21 protein-coding genes are annotated in these 22098 nt (G+C 57.2%); 10 read left to right on the plus strand and 11 right to left on the minus strand.

Features of this window, described 5'->3' with window-relative positions; all coding sequences use genetic code 11:
• The first annotated feature begins 6 nt into the window (after positions 1-6).
• Positions 7-615 carry a PEP-CTERM sorting domain-containing protein gene (locus tag GJT30_12085; GenBank protein ID MSM40349.1) on the plus strand — a complete coding sequence of 203 codons (609 nt, stop codon included), beginning with the start codon at positions 7-9 and terminating at the stop codon, positions 613-615.
• Between the two features lie 171 nt (positions 616-786).
• Positions 787-2994: a HAMP domain-containing protein gene (locus GJT30_12090; protein MSM40350.1), complete on the plus strand. Its 2208-nt coding sequence runs from the start codon at positions 787-789 to the stop codon at positions 2992-2994.
• Positions 2995-3086: 92 nt separating this feature from the next.
• Here GJT30_12090 and fsa read toward each other — a convergent pair whose 3' ends face one another.
• From fsa to GJT30_12115, 5 genes are read right to left on the minus strand one after another with little or no spacing between them, the layout of a single operon-like run.
• Entirely contained in the window at positions 3087-3731 is a 645-nt protein-coding gene (gene fsa, locus GJT30_12095) for a fructose-6-phosphate aldolase (protein MSM40351.1), read from the minus strand.
• A gap of 33 nt (positions 3732-3764) precedes the next feature.
• Positions 3765-4037 carry a transcriptional regulator gene (locus GJT30_12100; protein MSM40352.1) on the minus strand — a complete coding sequence of 91 codons (273 nt, stop codon included), beginning with the start codon at positions 4035-4037 and terminating at the stop codon, positions 3765-3767.
• Positions 4037-4540, minus strand: a complete 504-nt coding sequence (folK, locus tag GJT30_12105; protein ID MSM40353.1) for a 2-amino-4-hydroxy-6-hydroxymethyldihydropteridine diphosphokinase — start codon at positions 4538-4540, stop codon at positions 4037-4039. The genes GJT30_12100 and folK overlap by 1 nt, the downstream gene beginning before the upstream one ends.
• A gap of 34 nt (positions 4541-4574) precedes the next feature.
• Positions 4575-4922, minus strand: coding sequence for a cupin domain-containing protein (locus GJT30_12110; GenBank protein MSM40354.1), 348 nt, complete (start codon positions 4920-4922; stop codon positions 4575-4577).
• Complete coding sequence (locus GJT30_12115) at positions 4919-5797, minus strand: alpha/beta fold hydrolase (protein MSM40355.1); 879 nt, start codon at positions 5795-5797, stop codon at positions 4919-4921. The genes GJT30_12110 and GJT30_12115 overlap by 4 nt, the downstream gene beginning before the upstream one ends.
• Positions 5798-5847: 50 nt before the next feature.
• Between GJT30_12115 and GJT30_12120 the strand changes: the two genes are divergently transcribed.
• Positions 5848-6228: a hypothetical protein gene (locus GJT30_12120; protein MSM40356.1), complete on the plus strand. Its 381-nt coding sequence runs from the start codon at positions 5848-5850 to the stop codon at positions 6226-6228.
• A 199-nt stretch (positions 6229-6427) separates the two neighbouring features.
• Here GJT30_12120 and corA read toward each other — a convergent pair whose 3' ends face one another.
• The 3 genes from corA to GJT30_12135 form a co-directional block, all read right to left on the minus strand.
• Positions 6428-7495: a magnesium/cobalt transporter CorA gene (corA, locus tag GJT30_12125; GenBank protein MSM40357.1), complete on the minus strand. Its 1068-nt coding sequence runs from the start codon at positions 7493-7495 to the stop codon at positions 6428-6430.
• Between the two features lie 103 nt (positions 7496-7598).
• Positions 7599-8033 carry an archease gene (locus GJT30_12130; GenBank protein MSM40358.1) on the minus strand — a complete coding sequence of 145 codons (435 nt, stop codon included), beginning with the start codon at positions 8031-8033 and terminating at the stop codon, positions 7599-7601.
• A 62-nt stretch (positions 8034-8095) separates the two neighbouring features.
• On the minus strand, positions 8096-9553 hold the full coding sequence (locus GJT30_12135; GenBank protein MSM40359.1) for an RNA-splicing ligase RtcB: 1458 nt from the start codon (positions 9551-9553) through the stop codon (positions 8096-8098).
• A 525-nt stretch (positions 9554-10078) separates the two neighbouring features.
• Here GJT30_12135 and GJT30_12140 point away from each other — a divergent pair.
• Together GJT30_12140 and GJT30_12145 are read left to right on the plus strand one after the other, a co-directional pair.
• Positions 10079-13114 carry a PAS domain-containing protein gene (locus tag GJT30_12140; protein ID MSM40360.1) on the plus strand — a complete coding sequence of 1012 codons (3036 nt, stop codon included), beginning with the start codon at positions 10079-10081 and terminating at the stop codon, positions 13112-13114.
• 20 nt (positions 13115-13134) lie between these two features.
• Positions 13135-13791, plus strand: a complete 657-nt coding sequence (locus tag GJT30_12145) for a response regulator (protein MSM40361.1) — start codon at positions 13135-13137, stop codon at positions 13789-13791.
• Positions 13792-13824: 33 nt separating this feature from the next.
• Here the strand turns inward: GJT30_12145 and GJT30_12150 are convergent, their stop codons facing one another.
• Positions 13825-14457 carry a response regulator gene (locus GJT30_12150; GenBank protein ID MSM40362.1) on the minus strand — a complete coding sequence of 211 codons (633 nt, stop codon included), beginning with the start codon at positions 14455-14457 and terminating at the stop codon, positions 13825-13827.
• Between the two features lie 450 nt (positions 14458-14907).
• Here GJT30_12150 and GJT30_12155 point away from each other — a divergent pair, with 450 nt between their 5' ends.
• The 4 genes from GJT30_12155 (at position 14908) to GJT30_12170 (ending at position 20505) form a co-directional block, all read left to right on the plus strand.
• The gene (locus GJT30_12155; protein ID MSM40363.1) at positions 14908-16629 is read left to right on the plus strand and encodes a HAMP domain-containing protein; all 1722 of its coding nucleotides are present in this window, start codon (positions 14908-14910) and stop codon (positions 16627-16629) included.
• A gap of 364 nt (positions 16630-16993) precedes the next feature.
• On the plus strand, positions 16994-17545 hold the full coding sequence (locus tag GJT30_12160) for a response regulator (GenBank protein ID MSM40364.1): 552 nt from the start codon (positions 16994-16996) through the stop codon (positions 17543-17545).
• A gap of 69 nt (positions 17546-17614) precedes the next feature.
• On the plus strand, positions 17615-19933 hold the full coding sequence (locus GJT30_12165; protein MSM40365.1) for a diguanylate cyclase: 2319 nt from the start codon (positions 17615-17617) through the stop codon (positions 19931-19933).
• Between the two features lie 167 nt (positions 19934-20100).
• A complete protein-coding gene (locus GJT30_12170; protein ID MSM40366.1) occupies positions 20101-20505 on the plus strand; it encodes a YjbQ family protein in 405 nt (134 codons plus the stop codon).
• A 32-nt stretch (positions 20506-20537) separates the two neighbouring features.
• Here GJT30_12170 and GJT30_12175 read toward each other — a convergent pair whose 3' ends face one another.
• On the minus strand, positions 20538-20879 hold the full coding sequence (locus tag GJT30_12175; protein MSM40367.1) for a pilus assembly protein PilZ: 342 nt from the start codon (positions 20877-20879) through the stop codon (positions 20538-20540).
• Positions 20880-21153: 274 nt separating this feature from the next.
• Between GJT30_12175 and GJT30_12180 the strand changes: the two genes are divergently transcribed.
• Positions 21154-21543 (plus strand): PilZ domain-containing protein, encoded by a 390-nt coding sequence (locus GJT30_12180; GenBank protein MSM40368.1) that lies wholly within the window; start codon positions 21154-21156, stop codon positions 21541-21543.
• Between the two features lie 95 nt (positions 21544-21638).
• On the opposite strand, the gene gatC is transcribed toward GJT30_12180, so the two are convergent.
• Positions 21639-21926 (minus strand): Asp-tRNA(Asn)/Glu-tRNA(Gln) amidotransferase subunit GatC, encoded by a 288-nt coding sequence (gene gatC / locus GJT30_12185; protein ID MSM40369.1) that lies wholly within the window; start codon positions 21924-21926, stop codon positions 21639-21641.
• Positions 21927-22098: the final 172 nt, after the last annotated feature.

The following is a 22098-nucleotide window of genomic DNA, read 5'->3' on the forward strand; positions in this document are numbered from 1 at the left end:
AAATATATGGGGGATGAAATGAGCAAAAAACTGTCGATTCTGGTTGTGACGGTACTGTTCTGCCTGGTTTCCAACGGAATGGCGCAGGCAACCTATTACCACTTCGAGGATTATCGCTGGGACGATGTCAATTACAGTGGCACGGGGGCCACAAATTCCTGGACCTATGATCTTGATCTGGACCAGATGTCGCTTTGGGCAATTTCGAGCATCCCCCTGCAGAGCGGCGGCTTGAGCTGGGATCCTGCACTGGCCACAACCGGTTCCATGAGCGAGAACGACATCCTCCATCGTGCCTATCTGACCATGCGTTTCTGCAAGGCAAACGGCGATGAGATCGATTTCTTTCTGGACGATGTGCTCTCGAACGACCTTACGAAGATCAGCACCGGCGGGACCGGAACCATCGATGTCTTTACCCAGTTGTACGACGATCACTTCCTGAAGGTGACCATAACGTCGGTCTTGGGCGATTTCAAGGTCGACTGGATGACCCTGGCGGGCTGCTACGAAACCGGCCCCGTTCCTGCTCCTGTCCCGGAACCGGGCAGCCTGGTGCTGCTGGGGCTGGGCCTGGTGGCGCTCTTGGCGGTGGTGTCGCGCAGAAAGGTCTGAGACAGGCTGACCGGCAGGATGTGCTAGAAACTGGTGCCTCCGGGGTTGACCGCAAGGGTCAGCCCCTTTTTTTATCCAGCAGCAGTATGGAAACTGCACGGTTCGAAAAGGGCCGCCCGCCATTCCGGAGGGCGGCCCCTTCTGTATGAGGTTTCTGGCGATTTTTATGCCATGTGCGACAAAAGCTTGCAGCATAATTTCCCTGATCGGCATACTAGTTTGTTGCCACAGAGCAGTAAATCAATTTACTGGTATACTGCAATCATACAACGTCGGAATGCCCTGTTGCGCAGTGTTTCGAAATGGTTGACTTTTTCGGTGTCAGAAAAAGAACTGCGGCGAATATCCGATCATGACACCTTATTACCGACAAGGCGCATGGGCATATCCTTGACAAAAGGAGGTGGTGTTATGACCATAAAATTCCGGCTCATCATCAACAACATCCTGGCAGCCCTGATCCTGGCGATTCTGATCGGCCTCAGCGGGTATTCCATGATGCATCTGGGGCGCCTGCAGGACGATGCGGCCCAAAAGGCCCATGCTGCCGAAGTCACCGCCCTGGCGAGCAAGGTCGGCATGTCGCAGTACCAGGCCATTGCGGATGCCATCATCAACCGGGACCTTTTACAATCCGACAAGGAGTGGGACAGAAAAAAGGAGCTGAACCTGAAGCGCATGAACGAGCTGGTCGCGTCGGTCAGTGCGCCCGAGGAGAAGCAGCTTGCCAGCGAGGCGAAAAAGTCGTTCGAGACCCTGGTCTCATTGTATGAAACCCGGCTTCATCCGCTGCTCAAGGCCAATGCCGGCATTACCGGCGAGATGCGGGAGATCGACGATTTGATGGACAAGGAGCTGGAGGTTATCCGGGTAAATACCAACAAGCTCACCGACTCATTCGCGAAATCTGCCGACAAGGCCGACAAGGATTTTGACGGCACCCGGGGCACGAGCATTTCCGTCATGCTGGCCGTCGGCATCATCGGCCTTCTCGTCCTGATCGGCTTTTCCGCCTGGATCTCGACGAGCATCATCGCGCCGCTGAAGAGATTCGATCTCTTTGTTGCCGACCTTGCCAGCGGGGAAGGCGACCTGACCAGGAAGGTCGAGTATCGGGGCAACGATGAACTGGGGTCGCTCAGCAGGAGCCTGAACCAGTTCATCGATACGCTGCACGAAATCGTGAAAAATGTCCTGAAAGACGGGATCCAGGTGGTGATCGGGGCGAGCAGGGTCCATGAAATGTCCGACGAGATCACGAAGGAGTCCGATGCCCTTGCCTCCCAGGCCATGGCAGTTGCCACAGCCAGCGAAGAGATGTCTGCCACCTCCAACGACATTGCCGCGAACTGCTCCCAGGCGGCTCAGGCGGGGGCTGTTGCCAATGGTACGGCCACCGATGGTTCATCAGTGGTTCAGGAAACAGTGGACGGGATGCAGAGGATTGCCCAGCGGGTTCAGGATGCCGCTTCCACGGTGGAAAGCCTTGGCGCTCGTTCCGATCAGATCGGCACCATTGTCGGCACGATCCAGGACATTGCCGATCAGACCAATCTGCTTGCGCTCAATGCCGCCATCGAGGCGGCCCGCGCCGGCGAACAGGGGCGGGGTTTTGCCGTGGTGGCGGACGAGGTGCGGGCTCTTGCCGAACGGACAACCAAGGCCACCCGCGAAATCAGCGAGATGATCAAGAGCATTCAGGCCGAAACCAGGAATGCGGTCGATTCCATGGAACAGGGGGTGTGCGAGGTCGAGAAGGGGTCGATCGGTGCTGCCCGCTCAGGCGAGGCGCTGCAGAATATCATCGAGCAGATCAACGCCGTCACCATGCAGATCAGCCAGATCGCCACGGCGGCAGAGGAGCAGACCGCCACCACCAGCGAGATCTCCGGCAGCATCCAGCAGGTGACGGACATTGCGCAAAAAGCGTCCGGCAGCGCCCATGAAGCGACATCCGCGTCCAACGAACTGCTAGTGCAGGCAGAAGAGCTGATGACGATTCTGGGTAAGTTCAAGATCAACGAAGATGTCTCGATGATCCTCAACAAGGCCAAGAGCGCCCACCTGATCTTTGTCGGCAAGATCAAGGCGCATGTTGACGGCCATAAGAGGGTTGACGGGAATGCACTGCCGACCCATCTGACCTGTGCGTTCGGCAAATGGTACCAGGACAAGGGGCAGGAACTCTGCGGCAGGTTACCGGTTTTCCGCGAGATCGAGGCGCCCCATGCCCGGGTGCACGAGCTGGGCAAGCAGGCCGTTGCTGCCTGCGATGCCAGGGACATGGCCCGCGCACAGCTCTGTTGCCAGGAGATGACGGAGAATTCGCAGAAACTGATCGGCATCATCGAACGATTGGAGCGTGAACGGCTCGGTTAACGGATGCCGCTCCCGGATTGTGTTTCCTGAACGCACAAGGGCCGCTCCCCGGCATGGAGAGCGGCCCTTGTGTCGTCATGAGTCGTGTGCCGTTATTTGGGCACTTTCTCCCAGTCTTCCAGGAACTTCTTGATCCCGGCGTCGGTAAGGGGGTGCTTGGCGAGCTGCACCATGACCGAGTAGGGGATGGTGGCGATGTCGGCACCGATGAGGGCCGACTGGAGGACATGGACCGGGTTGCGGACGCTGGCGACGATGATTTCGGCCGTGTAGCCGTAGTTGTCGAAGATGGTCCTGATCTCTTCGATGATCCCCATCCCGTCCTGGGAGATGTCGTCCAGTCGCCCGACAAAGGGGGAGACGTAGCTGGCGCCCGCCTTGGCGGCAAGCAGTGCCTGCATCGGGGTGAAGATCAGGGTCACGTTGGTCCTGATCTTCAACTTGGTCAACTCCTTGGTTGCCTTGAGCCCTTCGGTGGTCATCGGTACCTTGACGACGATGTTCTTGTGGATCTTGACCAGTTCTTTGGCTTCCTTGACCATCCCCTTGGCGTCCAGCGAAATGACTTCGGCAGAGATGGGGCCGTCGACGATGGAGACGATCTCCTTGATCACGTCTTTGAACTTGCGTCCCGACTTGGCGATGAGCGACGGGTTGGTGGTGACGCCGTCCACCAGTCCCAATTCGTGGGCCTCGCGGATCTCGTTGACGTCGGCGGTATCGATGAAAAACTTCATGGTGTTCCTCCCTGGCGGCCCGGCCGCATAGATTTATTGGTTGATGCTCTTGGCTGCTGCTTCCTTCTGTTCCAGTTGGTCGCGGTACTTTTCCAGGCACTCCATGGAGCAGAAGTAGATCCGCTCATCCTCCACCCGGCCGATCACCGCATCTTCCTCGCTGACGTAGACACCGCAGACCGGATCGCGCTTGGTCTCCTCACCTTTTTTGGGTGGCAGGGGCTCTTCGGTCTTGCGGCTTTTGAGGAACCCCTGGGCGACCTTGTAGATGACGTAGCCGATGACGGCGAAAAAAAGCAGGCGCATCAGTCCCATGTTGGTTCCTCCAGTTTTCTGATGCCGGGCTTACGGGGGAGTCGGCTCAGGAGCGTTGCCACCGGTTCCTGCAGAACCGGATGGCGAAGATTCGGGGCTATCTCGGCAAGCGGCGCCAGGACGAAGCGTCGTTCGTGCAGGCGCGGATGCGGGAGGGTCAGATCGGCTGTCTGCAGGACCTGGTCGTTGTACAGGAGCAGGTCCAGGTCCATCCGCCTCGGGCCTCCCGGCACCTCCCGAGTCCGCTGGAATACTTCCGACTCTATCCGCAGCAGTTCGTGCAGAAGGGGTTCGGGGGCGAAATCGGTTTCCAGGCGCAGCACCGCGTTGTAAAAGTTTTCCTGGGGAAGGGTTCCCACCGGTTCGGTTTCATAGAAGCCGGAAAGGGCGGAGATCTTCGATCCCGGCAGTCTGCCGATTTCAGCAACGCCCCGCAGCAGGTTCAGTTCCCGGTCACCCTGATTGGAGCCGAGCGCAATATATGCCGTGTGCATAGTCGAACGATTAGAGCATAAAACGGGGGTTTTTTCAACCGCAAGGAGTCGTCGCGTCCCAATGCACTGCCAGCCAGACAGTCTGCAGGTTCGGATCTGTCCATGCCACCCGGTGGCGGCAATGCGCGGGTATCAGCACGTGGTCGCCGGGCAGGAGCCGAAGCGGCGACCTGCCATCTTCAAACTGAAGGTCTGCGCCCCCCTGGAGGAGCAGGACCCACTCGTGCCGTTCCTGGTCGTACCACTCCCCTTGCGCTGTCGTCTGCCCTTGCGAGGTGATCCGTTCGATGCGCACCCCTTCCAGTTCGACGAGATTCTCGAACACCTCGGCTGAGACCGCTGCCGGAAGTGTCGCAAAGATGTTTCCCTGCCGGATGTTCATCCGTGTTCCTCCATGAATGCCCTGATGGCTGTGGCGCAGTCTGATGCCCGTTCCTCGTGGGGGTTGTGGCCCGCGTCCAGGACCACCAGCCGCGAACCGGAGATCTCGCGATGCAGCCGTTCCCCTGCGGGCAGGCGGATGACGCGGTCGTGGCGGCCCCAAACGATAAGCGTCGGGATGGTGACCTTCCCGTAATCCGGGAGGCGGTGCTGGTAGACAGCGGGATCGAGCTGCCGGGCCGTGGCGATGAGCGCATAGGCGGTATTTCGCCCCGTGAAGCAGCCGGAGTAGCGCGCTATCCGCTCTTCGGTAACTTCGTCGGGGGTGTGGTAGACATGCTCCAGGTTATAGCGGACCATTACCTTGAGCGGCAGGAGGTGCAGGATGAGGCTACCGGCAACCGGCATGCGCAGGTAGGCGAAAAAGCGGGGGAGCCGCTGGGGATAGGCTGCCGCATCGATGAGGACCAGTCTGCCGATGAGCCGTTCGCGCCTGGATTCCCGCGCCATCTCCCAGGTGAACAGGGCGATCCCTCCCCCCAGGGAGTGGCCGACCAGCACGGCATCATGCAACTGGAGTCCTTCCATGAGGTCAAGGACCAGGGCTGCATGGTCTTCGGGCCGGTAGGCGCCGTCACGGGGCTTTGCCGAGAGGCCGGCACCCTTGAGATCGGGCAGGTAGAGCCGGTAACGGTCAGAAGGGAAGTACGGACGCAGCTCCTCCCAGGTTACCGACGATGCGGCAAAGCCGTGGAGCAAGAGGAGCGTTGTCGGGCCGTCACCCTGGATCCGGTAATGCAGTTGCACGCCATTGGCGCAGGTGTGGGTTTTCCCGTGATGGATGCTTGTGCTTGAGGGGGAATCCGTGCTAAACAACTGAGAACTCCCCGGTTTGCCGGGATATTGTCAACAGGAGGGACCCTTTCGTGAAGAAACCGCAGATCATCTTCAAGTACCTGTATGCAGAAGATTATAACCCGGTCTATGTGAACGGTGCCCACGGCGGGATTTCGCCGCGCGGTGAGCTGGTTGTCCATTTTTACCTGGAGCGGCCCGGCGTGCCGGTTTCCATCACCCACGAGGTGACTCCCGGCGGAACGATCGGCGCCGAACTGGACGAGGTCCCGGCCGATTTCAAGCAGACCCTGTACCGGGCCGTGGAGTCGGGCATCGTCATGAACTACGAGAGCGCCCGCACCTTCCATCTCTGGCTCGGCGAGCGGCTGAAGGAGCTGGAGGCACTGCACCAGGCCCGTGAATCCATGCAGTTTGTCAAGCAGGACACGTCTACTGACATTACCCACTGACCGGCCAAGTGGAACCTAGCAGGTTGTTTGAAAATTCCGGTTGTTCAAAAGCAGTCAGATCGTCGCACCCGCAGAAAGCCCCGCGGAGGCATAGTACCCACAGGGCATAAACAGCGCTACGCCGCACAAGGCGGCTTTTCAAGGCCGGCGGCGAGATGGCTGCTTTTAGCTGCGCTGAAACTTCGTTTTCAACAACCTGCTAGAGCCAGCGCCGTTTCCTGAACCAGAGGAGCATGACGCAGGCGACAACCGTCATGATGCCGAGAGCTGCCGGATAGCCCCACCGGAGTTCCAGTTCCGGCATCACCTTAAAATTCATCCCCCACAACGACGCCAAGAAGGAAAGGGGCATGAAGACCGTGGCGATGACGGTCAGCACCCGCATGATCTCGTTGGTGCGGGTGTTTATGCTGGAAAGGTATGTGTCCAGGGTGCCGGAAAGGATGTCCCGGCTTGTCTCTATGGCATCGATGGCCTGAACCGTGTGGTCGTAGAGATCACGCAGGTAGATGGCGACCGGTGCCGAGATCAGGTGCGACTCCAGCCGTTCCAGCGACAGTATGACCTCCCTGAGCGGCCAAACGGCTCGACGCAGGAATATGGCGTTTCTTTTCAGGCGGTGGATCTCCCTGGTCGTCATGGGGGTCGGTTTTGCCACCACCTTCTCCTCCAGGGCCTCGATCCGTTCCCCCATCTCCTCCAGCACCGTGAAATACTGATCGACGATAATGTCCATCAGGGAATAGGCGAGATAATCCGCTCCCATCCCCCTGGTCCTCCCCTTGCCGCTCTTGATCCGATCCCTGATGGAGATGAATAGATCGCCCCTGATGCCTTCCTGGAAGGAAAGGACAAAGTCCGGGCCGAGCACGAGGCTGACCTGTTCGGCGGCGATGCTGCCATTATCGCGGGGGTAGAGCATCTTCAGGACGATGAACAGGTAGTTGTCGTATTCTTCCCGCTTTGGTCGCTGGCTGGTGTTGAGGATGTCTTCGAGGACCAAGGGGTGGAGATGCAGGCGTTCGCCGATCTCCCGGATCATCTCCACGTCGCTGAGCCCTTCGATGTCGTACCAGGTAACGGCAGAGGGGGGGAGAGCCATGGTCGGGACCTCGGTGCTGGAGCCGATCTGCTGTTCCGTGATGCTCTCCTGGCTGTAGGAGATGACACGGACCGCGGTTGCGTGCGTGCTCTGCTCGCCGATATGGATCAGGGTGCCGGGGGGAAGTCCGGACTTGACGGATCGGTGCGTGGCGCTGCCGTTCATGAGCGATCCCCCGGTTTCTTACGTTGTTGCGGACATTGCCGGCGCAGTGTCGCAGCAGGAGAAACCCCTGGGCGTCGATGGCCGTTGCCGTGCCGTTTCGCGCTCATATGTCCAGGACCACCATGGCCCGCCAGCTCCCGTCAGGCTGCTGCTCCAGGCAGAACCGGTGCAGGGTTACCGCCTTGACATCCACGTTCAGCGGGTGACGGGAGACATCGATCGCTTCGCCGCAGAGCTCTGCCGCCAGTTCCCAGGCGCCATCCTCTTCGGTGAGGGAGAGTTCCTTCGGTCGCAAGAGGAGCCGCCCGGCATCCTTGTGGAATATCAGTTCGCCGAGAAAGTCGAACAGAAGCAGATCCAGCGCGGTGTTCTCCAGGAAGCAGGGAACCGTCTCCGTGCAGCGGACCGTTTCCAGCTCTTCCACCATGACATTGAGGGTGGCGTCGGCTGCCGCTTTGAACAGCTCTGCCAGCGTCGCGCCCCATGCCTCGAAGGCTATGTCGGCAGTGGCAATGTCATCACGATAGCGATACGGCATATATTCCTCCGATCCTGGGGGTGCGGTTCATGCCGGCTGCCTGCTGCGGCCGACTCCGGTCCTCAGCCTTTGATATTGCCGATCGGGACCAGCCTGGCCACCCGCCTGCTCAGGCCGGCTGTCTCGGTGGCGGCAGCGACCTCGTCGATATCCTTGTAGGCAGCCCCGGCCTCCTCTGCCAGCCCGCCCCAGGAATCGGTCCGGATGTAGATCCCCCGTTCTTCCATCTCCTGCTGCAGTTTCTGCCCCCGGTAGAGTTTCTTTGCCTGGTGGCGGCTCATGGTTCTGCCGCTGCCGTGGGCCGTGGTGGCAAAGGTGGCACTGCTGCTTTCGAGTCCGGCAAGCAGATAGGAGCCGGTCTCCATGCTGCCGCCGATGATGACCGGCTGGCCGGTCTCGCGGTAGCAGGGGGGGAGTTCCGCTGCACCGGGTCCCAGGGCGCGGGTGGCACCCTTGCGGTGCACCAGGACCTCGCGTTCTTTCCCTCCCACCATGTGCCGCTCCAGTTTGGCGGTGTTGTGGGCCACGTCGTAGACCATCCGCATCCCCAGGTCAAAGGGGTCGCGGCCGAATGTTTCGCTGAAGACCTCCCGGATGCGGTGCAGGATCACCTGGCGGTTGGCAAAAGCCAGATTGACGGCGCACTTCATGGCAGCGAAGTAGGCTTGACCTTCGGGTGATTGAAACGGGGCGCAGGCAAGTTCGCGGTCATTGACGGAGATGCCGTATTTTGCTCCCATCACCTTCAGGAAGAGCTGGAGGTAGTCGGTGGCCACCTGGTGGCCGAACCCCCGGCTGCCGCAGTGGAACATCACCACCACCTGGTTGGGGATGGTCAGGCCGAATGCGCGTGCCAGGCTCTGGTCATGGATGTTTTCTTCGCGGGCGACCTGGATCTCGCAGTAGTGATTACCGCTGCCGAGCGTGCCGAGCTGGCTGATGCCCCGCTCGACAGCCTTTTTGCTGACAGTTGTCGCATCCGCCCCGGCAAAACATCCCTCTTCCTCGGTCCGTTCCAGATCTTCGGGGATGGCATACCCGTTCTTCAGGCACCAGCGCGACCCCTGTTCCACCACCCGCCTGAATTCCGCATCCTTGAGCTTGATGAACCCCTGGCAGCCGACGCCGGTCGGTATCCGGGCAAAGAGGCGGTTGACCAGCCCGTGCAGCCGCGGGGTCACCTCTTCTTCGGTCAGGTTGGTGAGGACCAGCCGCATGCCGCAGTTGATGTCGAAGCCGATGCCACCGGGGGATATGACGCCGGTGCGCGGGTCCATGGCTGCAACGCCGCCGATGGGGAAGCCGTATCCCCAGTGGCCGTCAGGCATGCAGAAGGCATAGTCGAGGATCCCCGGCAGGCACGCCACATTCGATACCTGCTCGAAGACCCCGTCATCCATTCCGGCAATCAGCCCGTCGGACCCGAAGATCCGTGCCGGCACCAGCATCCCCGGCTTATAGCCGAGCGGCAATTCCCAAACTCCCTCGCGGACTTTCCTGAGTTGGCGCGGCATGGTCATGGCGAACCTCCGTTGCCACGGGAACCTCTCTCCCGTATATGCAAGCATACACAACCCCGTCCTGCTCCACAACTGCCCAACCGGATCGCCTGGCACAACCTGCGAATAAGAGCAGCAAATTGACAACGGCATGGTATATTCTATCCCATATATGGAATGCTGATTGCTTGATTTGATATGAATTAATGTGAGCCGTACGCCAGTATTCGTAACATGCCGAAGTAGAGGGGTTTTGATTTGGGCTTGCGTGGTCGGGGCCAGTCATTTCACCGGCAATCAACAACAGCAGCCGGAATTTGCCGGAGCGTGAATCAGTGTGGGACGATCAAGCAGGTATCTGCCGAAAAATATCGAAGGAGGTGAGTAACCATGAAAAAGCGTTATGTCCCACCGCGCGTGGTGGGGAGCGCAGCCGTGCATCCCTGTTGATGCGCGGAACAGTGCTGGATCGGGGCAACCTCCACTACGGAACGTTGCCCCATTTTTTTGTCGAAACAGCTGCCCCGTGCGAAGAGGTTGAACGGTATGCGCTTGGGAATCGACTCCACAGGTCTGCCCCGGTTTCCACGCAGGAACCTGCTGATCAGGATGCTTCCGCTGCTGGTCCTGGCCATCTCTTTGTCAACCACGTTTATCACATGGGACATGGTCAAGGGCAGTATCCGGCAGAAGGCATTTACCGTCTACAAGAGACGGACATCGGACGTGATTTCCCATATCGTGAACCGGATGCAGAATCATGAACTGATTCTCCTGGGAGGGAAAGGGCTGTTCACGCTCGGCATTGACGTCGACCGCAGGAAATGGCGCAGCTATGTCTCCTCGCTGCAGCTCGATCAGAACCTGCCCGGTATTCTCGGTGTCGGCTATGCCCAATGGTTGACTCGGGAGCAGAAGGACGCACATCTCCGGAAGATCCGGTCAGAGGGTTTTCCCGAATACAATATCCTGCCGGCCGACGATCGGCCGGTCTATTCCTCCATCGTCTATCTCGAACCATTCAACTGGAGAAATCAACGGGCATTCGGCTACGACATGTATTCGGAACCGACCCGTCGTGCCGCACTGGATCGGGCGAGGGACACGGGGGTTACGACCGTGTCCGGCAAGATCACCCTTGTGCAGGAAACCGAACGGAACCGGCAGAGCGGCATCCTGATGTGTGTCCCGGTCTATCGTCCCGGCATGCCGACCGATACCGTTGTGCATCGCAGGTCAGCGCTGCAGGGTTTCGTCTACAGCCCTTTTCGCATGAACGACTTCGTGTATGGCGCTGTTGACACGACTCCCATCGGGATTGCCTTCGAGATTTTCGATGGTGATACCACCCAGTTGGTCCGGATGATGTTCAGCAGCATCCCCAGCGATCCGTCGGCATTGCCCGGCGGGTATCAGCCGGATTTTGCCCATACGACCACGGTCGAGGTCTATGGCCGCACCTGGACGATCTCCTTTCTCAGCCTGCCCGAATTTGCCCGCGAACTCGACCAGGGGCGGTCGACCGGGGTCCTCATCGGTGGTCTGATCGTCAGTGTGCTCCTGACGCTGATCACCCTTATCCTGCAAAACACCCGGGAAAAAGCGCTTGCCCTGGCAGGAAGCATGACCAATGAACTGCAGTTGAGCGAGAAGCGCTATCGCGAGCAGTTCCAGGAACTCAGCCAGATCTATGCGAATACCCCGGCAGGGATCTTTGCGGTCGACCGGGAGTTGCGTTTCCTCCGCATCAACGAATATCTGGCAAGTTTTGCCGGAAAAAGCATTGAGGAGCATATCGGCCGCACGATTGCAGAAATCCTGCCTGCAGATTTTGCCGACTACCTTATGAATCTCTGGCGGTCTGTCATCGAGCAGGGTGCATGTGTCGACAATCTCGAATTCGAGGCTCTGCTGCCGAACGATGCATCTGTGCGCAGATCGTTCCTGGCCAGTTTCTACCCGCTAAGAACCGATGGTGGCGGAGTTGCCGGGCTCATGGGGTCCGTGCTGGACATCACGGAGCGCAAGCAACTGGAGGCCCGGCTGCACCTGACCAACGTCGCCATGGATAGCATGTCCGATGCCGTTCACTGGGTGCTGCCGGATGCAACCATCTATGATGTCAACTGTGCCGCCTGCCGGATGCTGGGGTATAGCCGTGAAGAGTTTCTGCGCCTGAGCCTGAAGGACATCGACGGCTACTTCACCTATGACGGGCAGCTGCGTCCCGGTTGGGACAAGCTGAAAGAGCTCGGTGAAACCAGGTTTGAAACGAGCCATCGCACCAAGGACGGCCGGGATGTCCCGGTGGAGATTTCGGCCAATTACATCACATTCAACGGCACTGAATATTCCTGCGCCATTGTCCGTGATATCTCCGAGCGGAAACAGTCGGAACTGCTCAGGGAGCGGCTTATGCTCCGGCAGTGGGATATTCTTGACAACCTGCCGATGCAGGCATGGCTTACGGATGCGGACGGGAGATTCGAGATCGTCAATGACGCATTTGCCGATGCCTGTGGCCGTCCGGTGCATGAGATCGTCGGCAGACGTCCCTGCGATATCCTGCCGCCGACTCTGGCCGAATACCATGAAGCTGAAATACAGACTATTCGCTGTTCACAGGCGAGAACGGTTGTTGAACGGGAGATGTCGGACGAAAACGGCGTCCGCTGGTATCGTTTCTGTGCGACGCCGCTGTTCGATGAACTGGGGACAGTAGTAGGTGCAACGGGTATCATTCAGGAGATCACTGCGCACAAGCGAACCGAGGAAATCCTTGAACAGGCACGTGTCGAGCTTGAACGCCAGGTACGGGAACGGACGTTGTCGCTGCTCACTACCAACTACCAGCTGCAGCAGGAAGTGGAAGACCGCAAACGGATAGAGAACGATCTGCGCGAATATCAGAAGAGGCTGGAAACCATGGCCCTTGAGTTGTCGCTTGCCGAGGAACGGGAGCGATGCCGCATTGCCAGCGAGCTGCACGATCAGGTGAGCCAGCGCCTCATCCTGAGCAAGATCAAAATCAGCACACTGGCGAGCCGGTTCTCCGATAACTGCCACGAGCAGGCGTTTGAAGAGCTTCTGCAGCTGGTCGACCAGTCGATTCATGACATCAGGACACTGACATTTCAGATGCGGCCGCCCGTCTTGGCCAATGCTGGGCTGGAGGCGGCCGTGGCATGGCTGGCAGAGGAGATTCAGGAACAATACGGTATCGCGGTCGATTATGTCAACCTGGGGGCCGATGACCAGAAACCGGTGCATTTTGAATATGAAATCCGTTCAACGATTTACCAGGTGGTGCGCGAACTGCTCTTGAACGTGGTCAAGCACGCCGGCACCCAATCAGCGCGAATCTGCATGGATCGCCAGGCCGACTCGCTCGTCATAACCGTTGCCGACGACGGCGCCGGCTTCGATACCTCCGGCCCGGTGGTAAAAAGCCTGAATAAAGGCGGTTATGGCCTGTTTAACGCCCAGCAGAGGATCGAATACATGAGGGGAGAGTTGAAGCTGGAATCGGTTCCTGGGAAAGGGACGCAGGCCACTATCATGGTGCCTATGGCCATTGTCTGAGCAAGGAAGAGGGGACGATTGTGAGTCTGAAGATATTGATTGCCGACGATCATCGGATAGTGCGTGAAGGGTTGCGGGCTCTCTTGGAAAAGGAACCTGATTTCCAGGTTGTGGCCGAGGCGTGCAATGGCGAAGAGGTGTTGCGGCTTGCCCGCGTACACCATCCTGACGTCATAGTCATGGACATTACCATGCCTGATCTGAACGGGATAGATGCGACTCGCCAGATCGTCAGCGAAATGAGTTCGGTGCGTGTCCTGGCCCTATCCATGGAATCAGACCGCAGGTTTGTCGTTGAGGTGCTGAAGGCTGGCGCTACCGGTTATGTTTTGAAGGACACCGCCTTTGCCGAACTGGCGACGGCCATTCGGACAGTTGCCGCTGATGAGCCGTATCTCGGGCCGGGCATTACGGAGCTGATCATCAAGGATTATCTGCAAAGGATTCCTGAAAACGTTTCGGTCGTCTATGAAAATCTAACCCTGCGGGAACGCGAGATCCTCAAGATGATTGCTGACGGCAAAAACGCCAAGGAGATCGCCTTTGCATTTCACGTCAGTGTGAAGACCGTTGACAACCAGCGGCATAGCATCATGAAAAAACTCAATCTCTACAGCATTGCCGAACTCACCAAGTATGCCGTGCGCGAAGGGCTGACCTCTCTGGCAGGACATTAGCCGCAGGGGGAACAGCTCGCCGGGGCACGGATACTAGCCGAGCAGGTTGTTTTTCGTGAAGTAGAGGGCCAGCTCCGCATTGCTTGAAATATGCAGCTTCTGCATGATCCGCGTACGGTACGTTGCCACGGTCTGCTTGCTCAGGCACATTTCTTCGGCAATGCTCTTTGGTTTTCTCCCCTCGACGATCCTGCGTGCGACCTCGAATTCCCGGTTGGATAGTGCCGGTGGCGATGCAGGAGTGTCGTTCGAGCGGAGCAGCTCCTTGCAGAGCAGGTCCCCCAATTGCGCTGTGACATAGGTATCGCCGTTTAGCAGCTTGGTGACGGCTACAGCGATCTCCTTCAGAGGTGCCCCCTTGTTCAGATAGCCGCGCGCTCCGGCCCGCATGGCCCGTATGGCATATTGATCTTCCGGGTGGACGCTCATGACGAGAATCGGCGGCATGGTCCGGCTGTCCATTTTTTGGATGGTCTCGATGCCGCTCATCCCCGGCATTGAAATATCCATGATTACCAGGTCGTATCGTTTTGCGGCAGTCTTCAACAATGCCTCGCTTCCCATCGAAGCTTCGTCGAATGCGGGATTGGGGACAATCTCCGCAAGAATGCAGATCATTCCCTTGCGCACGATGGCATGATCGTCGACAATCAGAATCTGCTTCATATTCCCCCCCCCCCGCTTCCGGATTCCCTGCAATCACGCTACAGAACAAACCGGTTGGCTGTGCGAGCCTCTGTCAGTGAATCGCATTAAAGTATATAAGGTTTACTGCTAAGCAAAATAGGGGGTTTGGTACCCATGGGTTCGCAATTTCCCAGAATCATCATAGGTTGGATCACTCTGCCGATGTCCGCGCAGCCTTGATCCCGTTCGCAAGATCAGCGGCAATTCAGCTGCGCCAGGCAAGGCCGGGCTGAATCATGCCCTCGACGGCATCTTCCGATTTTTTCACGGCCCACATTTCCCCTCCTGACAAAGGGACGTCAGTCCACCGCATGTAGGTGAAACAATTACAGGTAATTCATTGAAACTGGGTATTAGTCGGCATTCATTATTCCCGATACAATGAACACGGCGAAACAATGAAATGTACCTTTGTGCCAAGGTTTAGCAATGGAGCATGAAGTTGGGGACGGTGAGCGGAATATAACTGTCAAGGGGGACACCATGCATTTTTGGAGAAACATGAAGATTCGCAACAAGCTCCTGGTACTGATCGTAATGAGTTCTTTAACGCTGATCGCTACCGGTATTCTCGGCATTGTCAATATGGGGCGGATAAACAGCGGCCTTGGCGAAGCCAACGCAAACATGCAGCAGGTGTCGCTGTTGGATGAGATGAAAAGTGAGTTTCTCGGCATGCGCCTCGATATCGTCTATCTCATGGCGCTGAGGGATCGAAACCTGGTTGCCGAGAGAATAGGCAAATTCGACGAGAAGGTTGCTTCGGTTCAAGAGAAATTGCAGAAGATCGAACAAGTGGAGCACACAGCCGAAGAAAAGGCCTGGATCAAGGAGTTTCATGACGGCTTCGCCGCCTATGTGGCAAACAGTGCGACGATGAAGACCCTTGCCCGGCAGGCGAGTCTGACCGGAGCGGAAGCGCAGTATGCGGATCTGCGGGAATATGCACAGAAGAAACTGGCTCCGCTGTATGCCGCACCAGCCGAAGCGATCTCCCGTGTGGTGCAGTTCAATATCAAGGAGAGCGAGCAGGAGTATCTGAACGATACCCGCATGTATCACCGGATCGTGACCTTTACGGGAATCCTCATTGCATTCTGCGTCCTGGCCGCGGTTGGCATGGGCATCCTGATCATGACATCCATAACCAGGCCGCTGGCAAAGGTTTCAGCGGTCGTGGCCCGCGTTGCTGCAGGCGACCTGAGGGTGGCAACCGAGGTCGAAAGTCGGGATGAGATGGGGGAACTGGCAAAGGATGTGGACTCCATGGTGACGAATCTGCGGGAAATCGTTTACAGCCTGGATGCCAGTTCTACCCAGGTTGCTTCTGCCGCATCAGAGCTCTTTGCCATAGCCGATCAGATGGCCACCGGAACCAATGAAGTGGCTGCCCAGGCCACGACCGTTGCCACGGCCGGCGAGGAGATGGCCGCTACATCGACCCAGATAGCCAGCAATTGCTGTGCATCCGCGGATAATGCCAACGAAGTGAGCGCCTCGGCACAACGGAGTGTCGGCATTATTCATGAAACCATTGAGGGGATGACGCGGATAGCCACCAAAGTCAGCGAGACAGCGAAAACCATGGGGAAGCTCGGCGAGCGAAGCGACCAGATCGGCGTCATCGTCGGCACTATCGAGGATATTGCAGATCAGACTAACCTCCTGGCATTGAATGCAGCTATTGAGGCTGCCCGGGCCGGTGAGCAGGGACGGGGGTTTGCCGTGGTTGCGGATGAAGTCCGGGCACTGGCGGAGCGTACCACAAAAGCCACCAGGGAGATCGGCGAGATGATCCATGCCATTCAGAAGGAGGTAAAAGATATCGTTGTTGCCATGGAGGACGGGGTTGCAGAAGTGGAGAGCGGCACAAGGAATGCCGGGCGATCAGGGGATGCGTTGCAGGCGATTCTCGAACAGGTTTCCGCCGTTACGGAGCAGATCAGCCAGATTGCAACGGCAGCCGAGCAGCAGACATCTACAACAGCCGAAATAGCAAACAACATCATGCAGATAACCCAGGGTATCGAGCAGACATCCCAAGGGACCCAGGATGCATCGGCTGCCGCAAACGAACTGTCAACGCTGGCCGAAGCCCTCAAGGGGATAGTCGGCCGCTTCCAGGTCGAGGGAAAAGCCATGGCTGCTTGACACCGGCATGGGCGGCTTCCGTGATATCCAACAGCTGTCCGCTGGCCATTGCAACTCTTGCTTGTGGCAAAAGCGGCGAGACGGTCACCATATACCGTGATCGCACTATGGGGGTATTATCTTTATGAAGACCGCAAAGGCCATGGATAGGTCCTCGCAGCACAACGCGTATGTTACGACAATCTGTCCGTTTGTCGTGAATCCCATGGTGGAATGTTATTGCATCATTGTTGGCAGCAACAACATCAGGCTGGAAAAGGCCTTGTACTATTGTGGCGATAATTTCAGGCAGTGCACGTATTACAAGCAGCAATGCAAATAAAAATAACCGTTTCTGAACATTCCTGTGATGTGATGATACTTAATGTGGGGAGGAGTGATGGAGAATATTCGAGTCATGGTTGTTGATAATGATCCAAATGATGAGATTATTACCATGAAAGCATTACAGTTGAATAACATTGGGAGCCAGATCATAAAGATGCAGGATGGGGTAACGGCCCTTGAGTATCTCATCCAGGGACGAGAGATTCCGGATGGCGAAGGTCCGCATGTCCCGGGATTACTGCTTCTGGACCTGAACATGCCGGGAATGGCCGGGATGGAAGTGCTGACGCGGTTGCGGGCTGAGGAGAAAACAACCTCGCTGCCGGTTGTCATCACGACCTCATCGACCGATCATCGGGAGATCAGTGCCTGTTTTGCCGCTGGAGCGAATGGCTATCTGCATAAGTCCGTACGGTTTGACGAGTTCGTGAAAAATATGGGAGAGATCGTCTCAAAGTGCATAAAGGGATACGCTGCTGCGCTGCAGGGAGCTCCCGGGCAGTGTTTCCCGGAAATCACAGATGTCGGGAACTGTGCGGCGCTGAACCTGCTGGAGTCCGGGATTGATACTTGTGGTGAATATGGTTGAGAGGCGATGTCGTGCGGGAAAGCCGATGAATGGATGCTATCTCGCACATGAACTCCTGAAAGTGCATAGATGACGATTCGCGTAAAATCTCTGGCCATTGTTCTCGTTGCGTGGGCAGGTCTCATGGCTATCTCGTATGGGGCCTCTCAGCTTATCCTCATGAAGAGCTTCCGCTCTCTGGAAACGGAAGAGCTGCATCGTAATCTCGGCAGAGTGGTCGATGCCATTAATGAGGAACTGTGCGCCCTCGAACGATCGACGCAGGACTGGGCGGAATGGGGTGACACATATGCATACATGAAAACCCGGGATGCAGCATTTATCCGGAAAAACGTGAACAGCACGCCGTTTATCTCCCTGAAACTGAATTTGATGCTCTTTGTGGATTCTCGCGGGAGACTGGATTACGGCAAGGCATTTGACCTGCAGCGAGGGGTGGAGGTTCCCCTTTCGGAATCGGTTCGACGGTACATACTAGCCAATCGCCGAATTATCGGTATTGGCGACAGCAGGGTCGTGGCACGGGGTATCGTCTGTCTCCCCGAGGGGCCAATGCTCTTGTCGGCGCGGCCGATCCTCGACAATGAGCGGAGGGGACCGTCCCGCGGCACCCTTGTCATGGCACGCTTCCTTGATAAGGCCGGGATCCGGGCAATCGGCGCGCGGACGCATCTGGCCGTGGATATCTCCCCACTTTCGATTGCTCAGCAAAATGAGGCGCTGCACTCCCCGCCTCCCGGCATACTTTCGCCTAAGGATAGAGACCCCATATACCTGGAAGAGCCGCAAGAAAATACCATCTCCGGTTATACCTTTTTCAAGGATGTGAATGGTGCGGATGCTCTCCGCGTCAGGGTCGCCCTGTTGCGGGACATCTATCACTCAGGGGCGGCAAGTGTACGCTATTTCATCATCACGCTTCTCGGGGCAGGCGTGGTCTTTTCGACCCTCATTCTCCTGCTGCTGGAGAAGCTGGTCCTTTCACGTGTTGCCGTGCTTGGGCAGGAGGTCCATGAGATCGGCGTCTCCGGGTATCTGGGCAGCCAGGTTGCCGAAACCGGCAATGACGAGCTGACAACCCTGGCGGCATCGATCAACGGGATGCTCAGGGCGCTCTGCACGGCCGAAGCGCACTACAGGTCGCTTGTGGAACAGCTTCCAGCGGTTATGTACATCCTGTCGGCCGATCTGACGAACAGGGTCCACTACATGAGCCCCCAGATCGTCTCTCTGCTGGGGTATACCGCGGAGGAATTCAAGGCCGATCCACTGTTCTGGTTGGGGAAGATCTTCCCGGAAGATCGGGAGCGCGTCCTGACCCGGCTTTCCTACTGTCAGGCAGAGAACCTTCCTTTTTGCGATGAGTACCGAATGGTGGGGAGTGATGGCGAGATTCGCTGGTTTTCCGATCAGTATGAGTACGTGCGGCACGGATTAGGTTCCGACCATTACGTCCTCGGGTTGATGTTCGATATAACCAGATTGAAGCAGTGCGAGGACTCTCTCAGGCTTTCGTTGGCCAAGGCAGAAGCGGAACGGGCGAAAAACGAGGCGTTCATTGCCGGGTTGGGAGATCCGATCAGTGTCCAGGATACGGATTACAGGATACTTTTTCAGAACCATCTCAGCAGAGAGGAGATGGGCGACCACGTGGGAGAATTCTGCTTCCAGGCCTATCACGGCCTGAATGCCGTGTGCGATGGCTGTCTCATGGTGGAAGCCGTGCGCGACGGGAAAGTCCACCAGGGGGAATATGAGGCGGACCGGGGCTATGGGAAGCGTTCCCTGGAGGTAACCGTATCGCCGGTCAAGGATTCAGCAGGTAACATCATTGCGGCCATTGAGCTCACCAGGGACATCTCCGAGCGCAAGGAAGCCGATGGCAAGCTCTTGTACATGAGTACGCATGACTTGTTGACCGGTCTTTACAATCGTGCATTTTTCGACGAAGAGTTGACCAAGTTGTCGCGGGGAAGGCAGTATCCCGTGAGTATCATTGTTGCCGACCTGGATGGCCTGAAGGCCGTTAATGATACCATGGGGCATGCGACCGGGGACCGGTTGATCCAGATGGCGGCACAGGTGCTGAGCGAAGCATTTCGAGCCGAGGATGTGGTTTCCCGGATCGGAGGGGACGAGTTTGCGGTCTTGCTGCCGGATACCGATGACCTGGCTGCCCAGGTTGCCGTGGAACGGATTCGGCACTGCCAGAACCAGATGAATGAGTCTGGGCGCGGGCTGAACATCAGCGTGTCCCTCGGCGTCGCGACCGCGAAGACGAAAAAAGAGCTGGTATCGGCGTTGAAGCTGAGTGACGAACGGATGTACCGCGATAAGTATGCCAAGAGCTGCAGGCGGATGGATAATGGTTGCCCTGCCAGCGTGTGACTCCGTGTCGAACAAAGATGGCAAATGCCACGGTCGCGAGTATTTCTAAATCATCAAAGAGGAGATGGGCTGTCTGCCGGAGTCCTGGGGTTTTCATTTTCCTGCTTGTTTGATATGCTTTGGGCATTGTTACATTGATGCGGAATCCCTGAAGCGATGGAGGGGATATGGTCAGGTATATCGAGGTGAAAAGCCGGGCACGGTCTGAGTTTATCGATATCACCGAACAGGTGCATGAGGTTGTGCGGAGTTTTGGCGTACGAAGTGGCATGTGCCACCTTTTTGTGCTGCACACGACTGCCGGGATCACCGTGAACGAAGGAGCAGACCCTGCTGTTCAGCGGGACATTGTCGGTTTCCTCAATAAACTGGTCCCCAACGATCCCTATTTCACCCATGCTGAAGGGAATTCGGACGCCCATATCAAGTCCATGCTGGTGGGGACTTCACAGCGGATCTTCGTTGACAATGGCAAGCTGGTGCTCGGCACCTGGCAGTCCATTTATTTTTGCGAGTTTGACGGCCCCCGTGCACGTAAGGTGGCGGTCAAGATTACTGCCGATGAAGTCTGAACTGCCCATCTTGCGGAAATGAGGCTCTCACCTCATGCCGGAGCCAGCGTTTCGTCGCACAGTCGACGATAGCGTTCCTCGCCGGACAGAAACCGTTCGATCCTCACACCAAACCCGCTTTTCTTGACCAGCCGGATCATCTGAGGCGGGACCTTTTTTGCCCACATCACCCGTCCCACCACGGAAACCACCTGCTCGTCGGCAAGTATCAGGTTGATCGTCACCCTGCTGCCCGGTGGGGCGATATTCGTTGTCTTGATAAACATTCCATCGGGGCTGATATCTTCGGTAAAGGCCAGTCGGTTGGGATCATCGATGCCGAAGCGGAGCGCAAACCTCCTGCGGCGGCGTTTCAGAATGCGTTTCTCGGCCATAATCTCCTGCTCGTGTCGGTAGGATGTTTGCTGCGGGGAAGTATACCACTACCTTTGGAGTGTGCAATATGCTGGCGCGGGGGCTTCCCTGTGCATGTGCAATTCTGATGCTCGCTGTATGGGAAGTGTGCAGCATCGGTGATCCGCAGACATTGGCGCGCGCTTAAAAAAATAAACTTTACTGTTGGTTATGTTTGAAAATAAGATGGCATAGGACGTGATAGAAGTTTGTCTGCGAAGCAGCACCACATTGAACTGCCGGAGAGAAACTGCCATGGAAAAACGGAGATTCGTTCGGGTTCCCCTGAAGGTGGAAGCATACGTCAGCTGTCGATCCATTGCCTTCAAAGGCGAGGTGGCAAACCTGAGCCTGAATGGGATGTTTATCGCCTGCAAGGAAACCCTTGAGGAAGGAGATATTGCCAGGATTACCCTTTATCTGACCGGTACCAGCAGGAGACTGGATGTTTCCATTACTGCAAACGGTCGGGTCATCAGGGTCGGCGAGGGGATGGTTGCATTCCAGTTCCAGGATATGGATCTCGATTCGTTTACCCAGTTGCGCAATATCATTTCATTCAATGCCGGTGATGCCGACCGGGTCATAAACGAGTTCATGCATGCGGTGGTGCTGGCGGACCATGAGGAAAGGAAGGCTTCCTAACCGACTATACAATCGCCGGCGTAACAAAAGAGGCCGTTTCCCGTGGGGGAGGCGGCCTTTCGTTTTTCGGATGGATAGTCCCGACAGGGAAACGGTTATTCGATCACCTTCGGGACGCGGAAGAAGTCGCCCACCCGGTCAGGCGCGGCGGCAAGCGAGAGGTCCACCGCAAGTGACGGTGACGTGACATCTTCACGGAAGGCGTTTTCCATGGGAACTGCATGTGCCGTGGGTGAAACCTGGGAGGTGTCGAGTTCGTTCAGTTTCTCCACATAGGCCAGTATGGCATCCATCTGGCCGGTGAAGGTGTCAACCTCCTGTTCGCTCAAATCGAGTCGCGCCAATTTGCCAACGTGTTCCACATCTCCCCTGGTTATCTTCATCTGCCGGTTTCCTCCCTATGCCTGCAATTGCTCTATCGTTTCTAACACGGCTGGCGGAAAAAGGCAATGTCCTGCGGTCCGGTCAAGCCATTGCCGGCGCTTCATGAGCGTGATGATTGTGCAGGAAAGATGGCCGGCAGGGAATTCTTAACGGTTCGCTCCCTTGAATTAG

The organism is Geobacter sp., assembly GCA_009684525.1.
In the GTDB taxonomy this organism is placed as follows: domain Bacteria; phylum Desulfobacterota; class Desulfuromonadia; order Geobacterales; family DSM-12255; genus Geoanaerobacter.

Coding starts and splice junctions, on each gene's coding strand:
- gatC (MSM40369.1), bottom strand. CDS start 21,926: ATGAAGATAACCAGGGGAGATGTGGAACACGTTGGCAAATTGGCGCGA.
- GJT30_12175 (MSM40367.1), bottom strand. CDS start 20,879: ATGGCCGAGAAACGCATTCTGAAACGCCGCCGCAGGAGGTTTGCGCTC.
- GJT30_12150 (MSM40362.1), bottom strand. CDS start 14,457: ATGAAGCAGATTCTGATTGTCGACGATCATGCCATCGTGCGCAAGGGA.
- fsa (MSM40351.1), bottom strand. CDS start 3,731: ATGAAGTTTTTCATCGATACCGCCGACGTCAACGAGATCCGCGAGGCC.
- GJT30_12170 (MSM40366.1), top strand. CDS start 20,101: ATGGTCAGGTATATCGAGGTGAAAAGCCGGGCACGGTCTGAGTTTATC.
- GJT30_12110 (MSM40354.1), bottom strand. CDS start 4,922: ATGAACATCCGGCAGGGAAACATCTTTGCGACACTTCCGGCAGCGGTC.
- GJT30_12155 (MSM40363.1), top strand. CDS start 14,908: ATGGAGCATGAAGTTGGGGACGGTGAGCGGAATATAACTGTCAAGGGG.
- GJT30_12180 (MSM40368.1), top strand. CDS start 21,154: ATGGAAAAACGGAGATTCGTTCGGGTTCCCCTGAAGGTGGAAGCATAC.
- GJT30_12100 (MSM40352.1), bottom strand. CDS start 4,037: ATGCGCCTGCTTTTTTTCGCCGTCATCGGCTACGTCATCTACAAGGTC.
- GJT30_12165 (MSM40365.1), top strand. CDS start 17,615: ATGACGATTCGCGTAAAATCTCTGGCCATTGTTCTCGTTGCGTGGGCA.
- GJT30_12085 (MSM40349.1), top strand. CDS start 7: ATGGGGGATGAAATGAGCAAAAAACTGTCGATTCTGGTTGTGACGGTA.
- GJT30_12130 (MSM40358.1), bottom strand. CDS start 8,033: ATGCCGTATCGCTATCGTGATGACATTGCCACTGCCGACATAGCCTTC.
- corA (MSM40357.1), bottom strand. CDS start 7,495: ATGAACGGCAGCGCCACGCACCGATCCGTCAAGTCCGGACTTCCCCCC.
- GJT30_12090 (MSM40350.1), top strand. CDS start 787: ATGTGCGACAAAAGCTTGCAGCATAATTTCCCTGATCGGCATACTAGT.
- GJT30_12160 (MSM40364.1), top strand. CDS start 16,994: ATGTGGGGAGGAGTGATGGAGAATATTCGAGTCATGGTTGTTGATAAT.
- folK (MSM40353.1), bottom strand. CDS start 4,540: ATGCACACGGCATATATTGCGCTCGGCTCCAATCAGGGTGACCGGGAA.
- GJT30_12140 (MSM40360.1), top strand. CDS start 10,079: ATGCGCTTGGGAATCGACTCCACAGGTCTGCCCCGGTTTCCACGCAGG.
- GJT30_12135 (MSM40359.1), bottom strand. CDS start 9,553: ATGACCATGCCGCGCCAACTCAGGAAAGTCCGCGAGGGAGTTTGGGAA.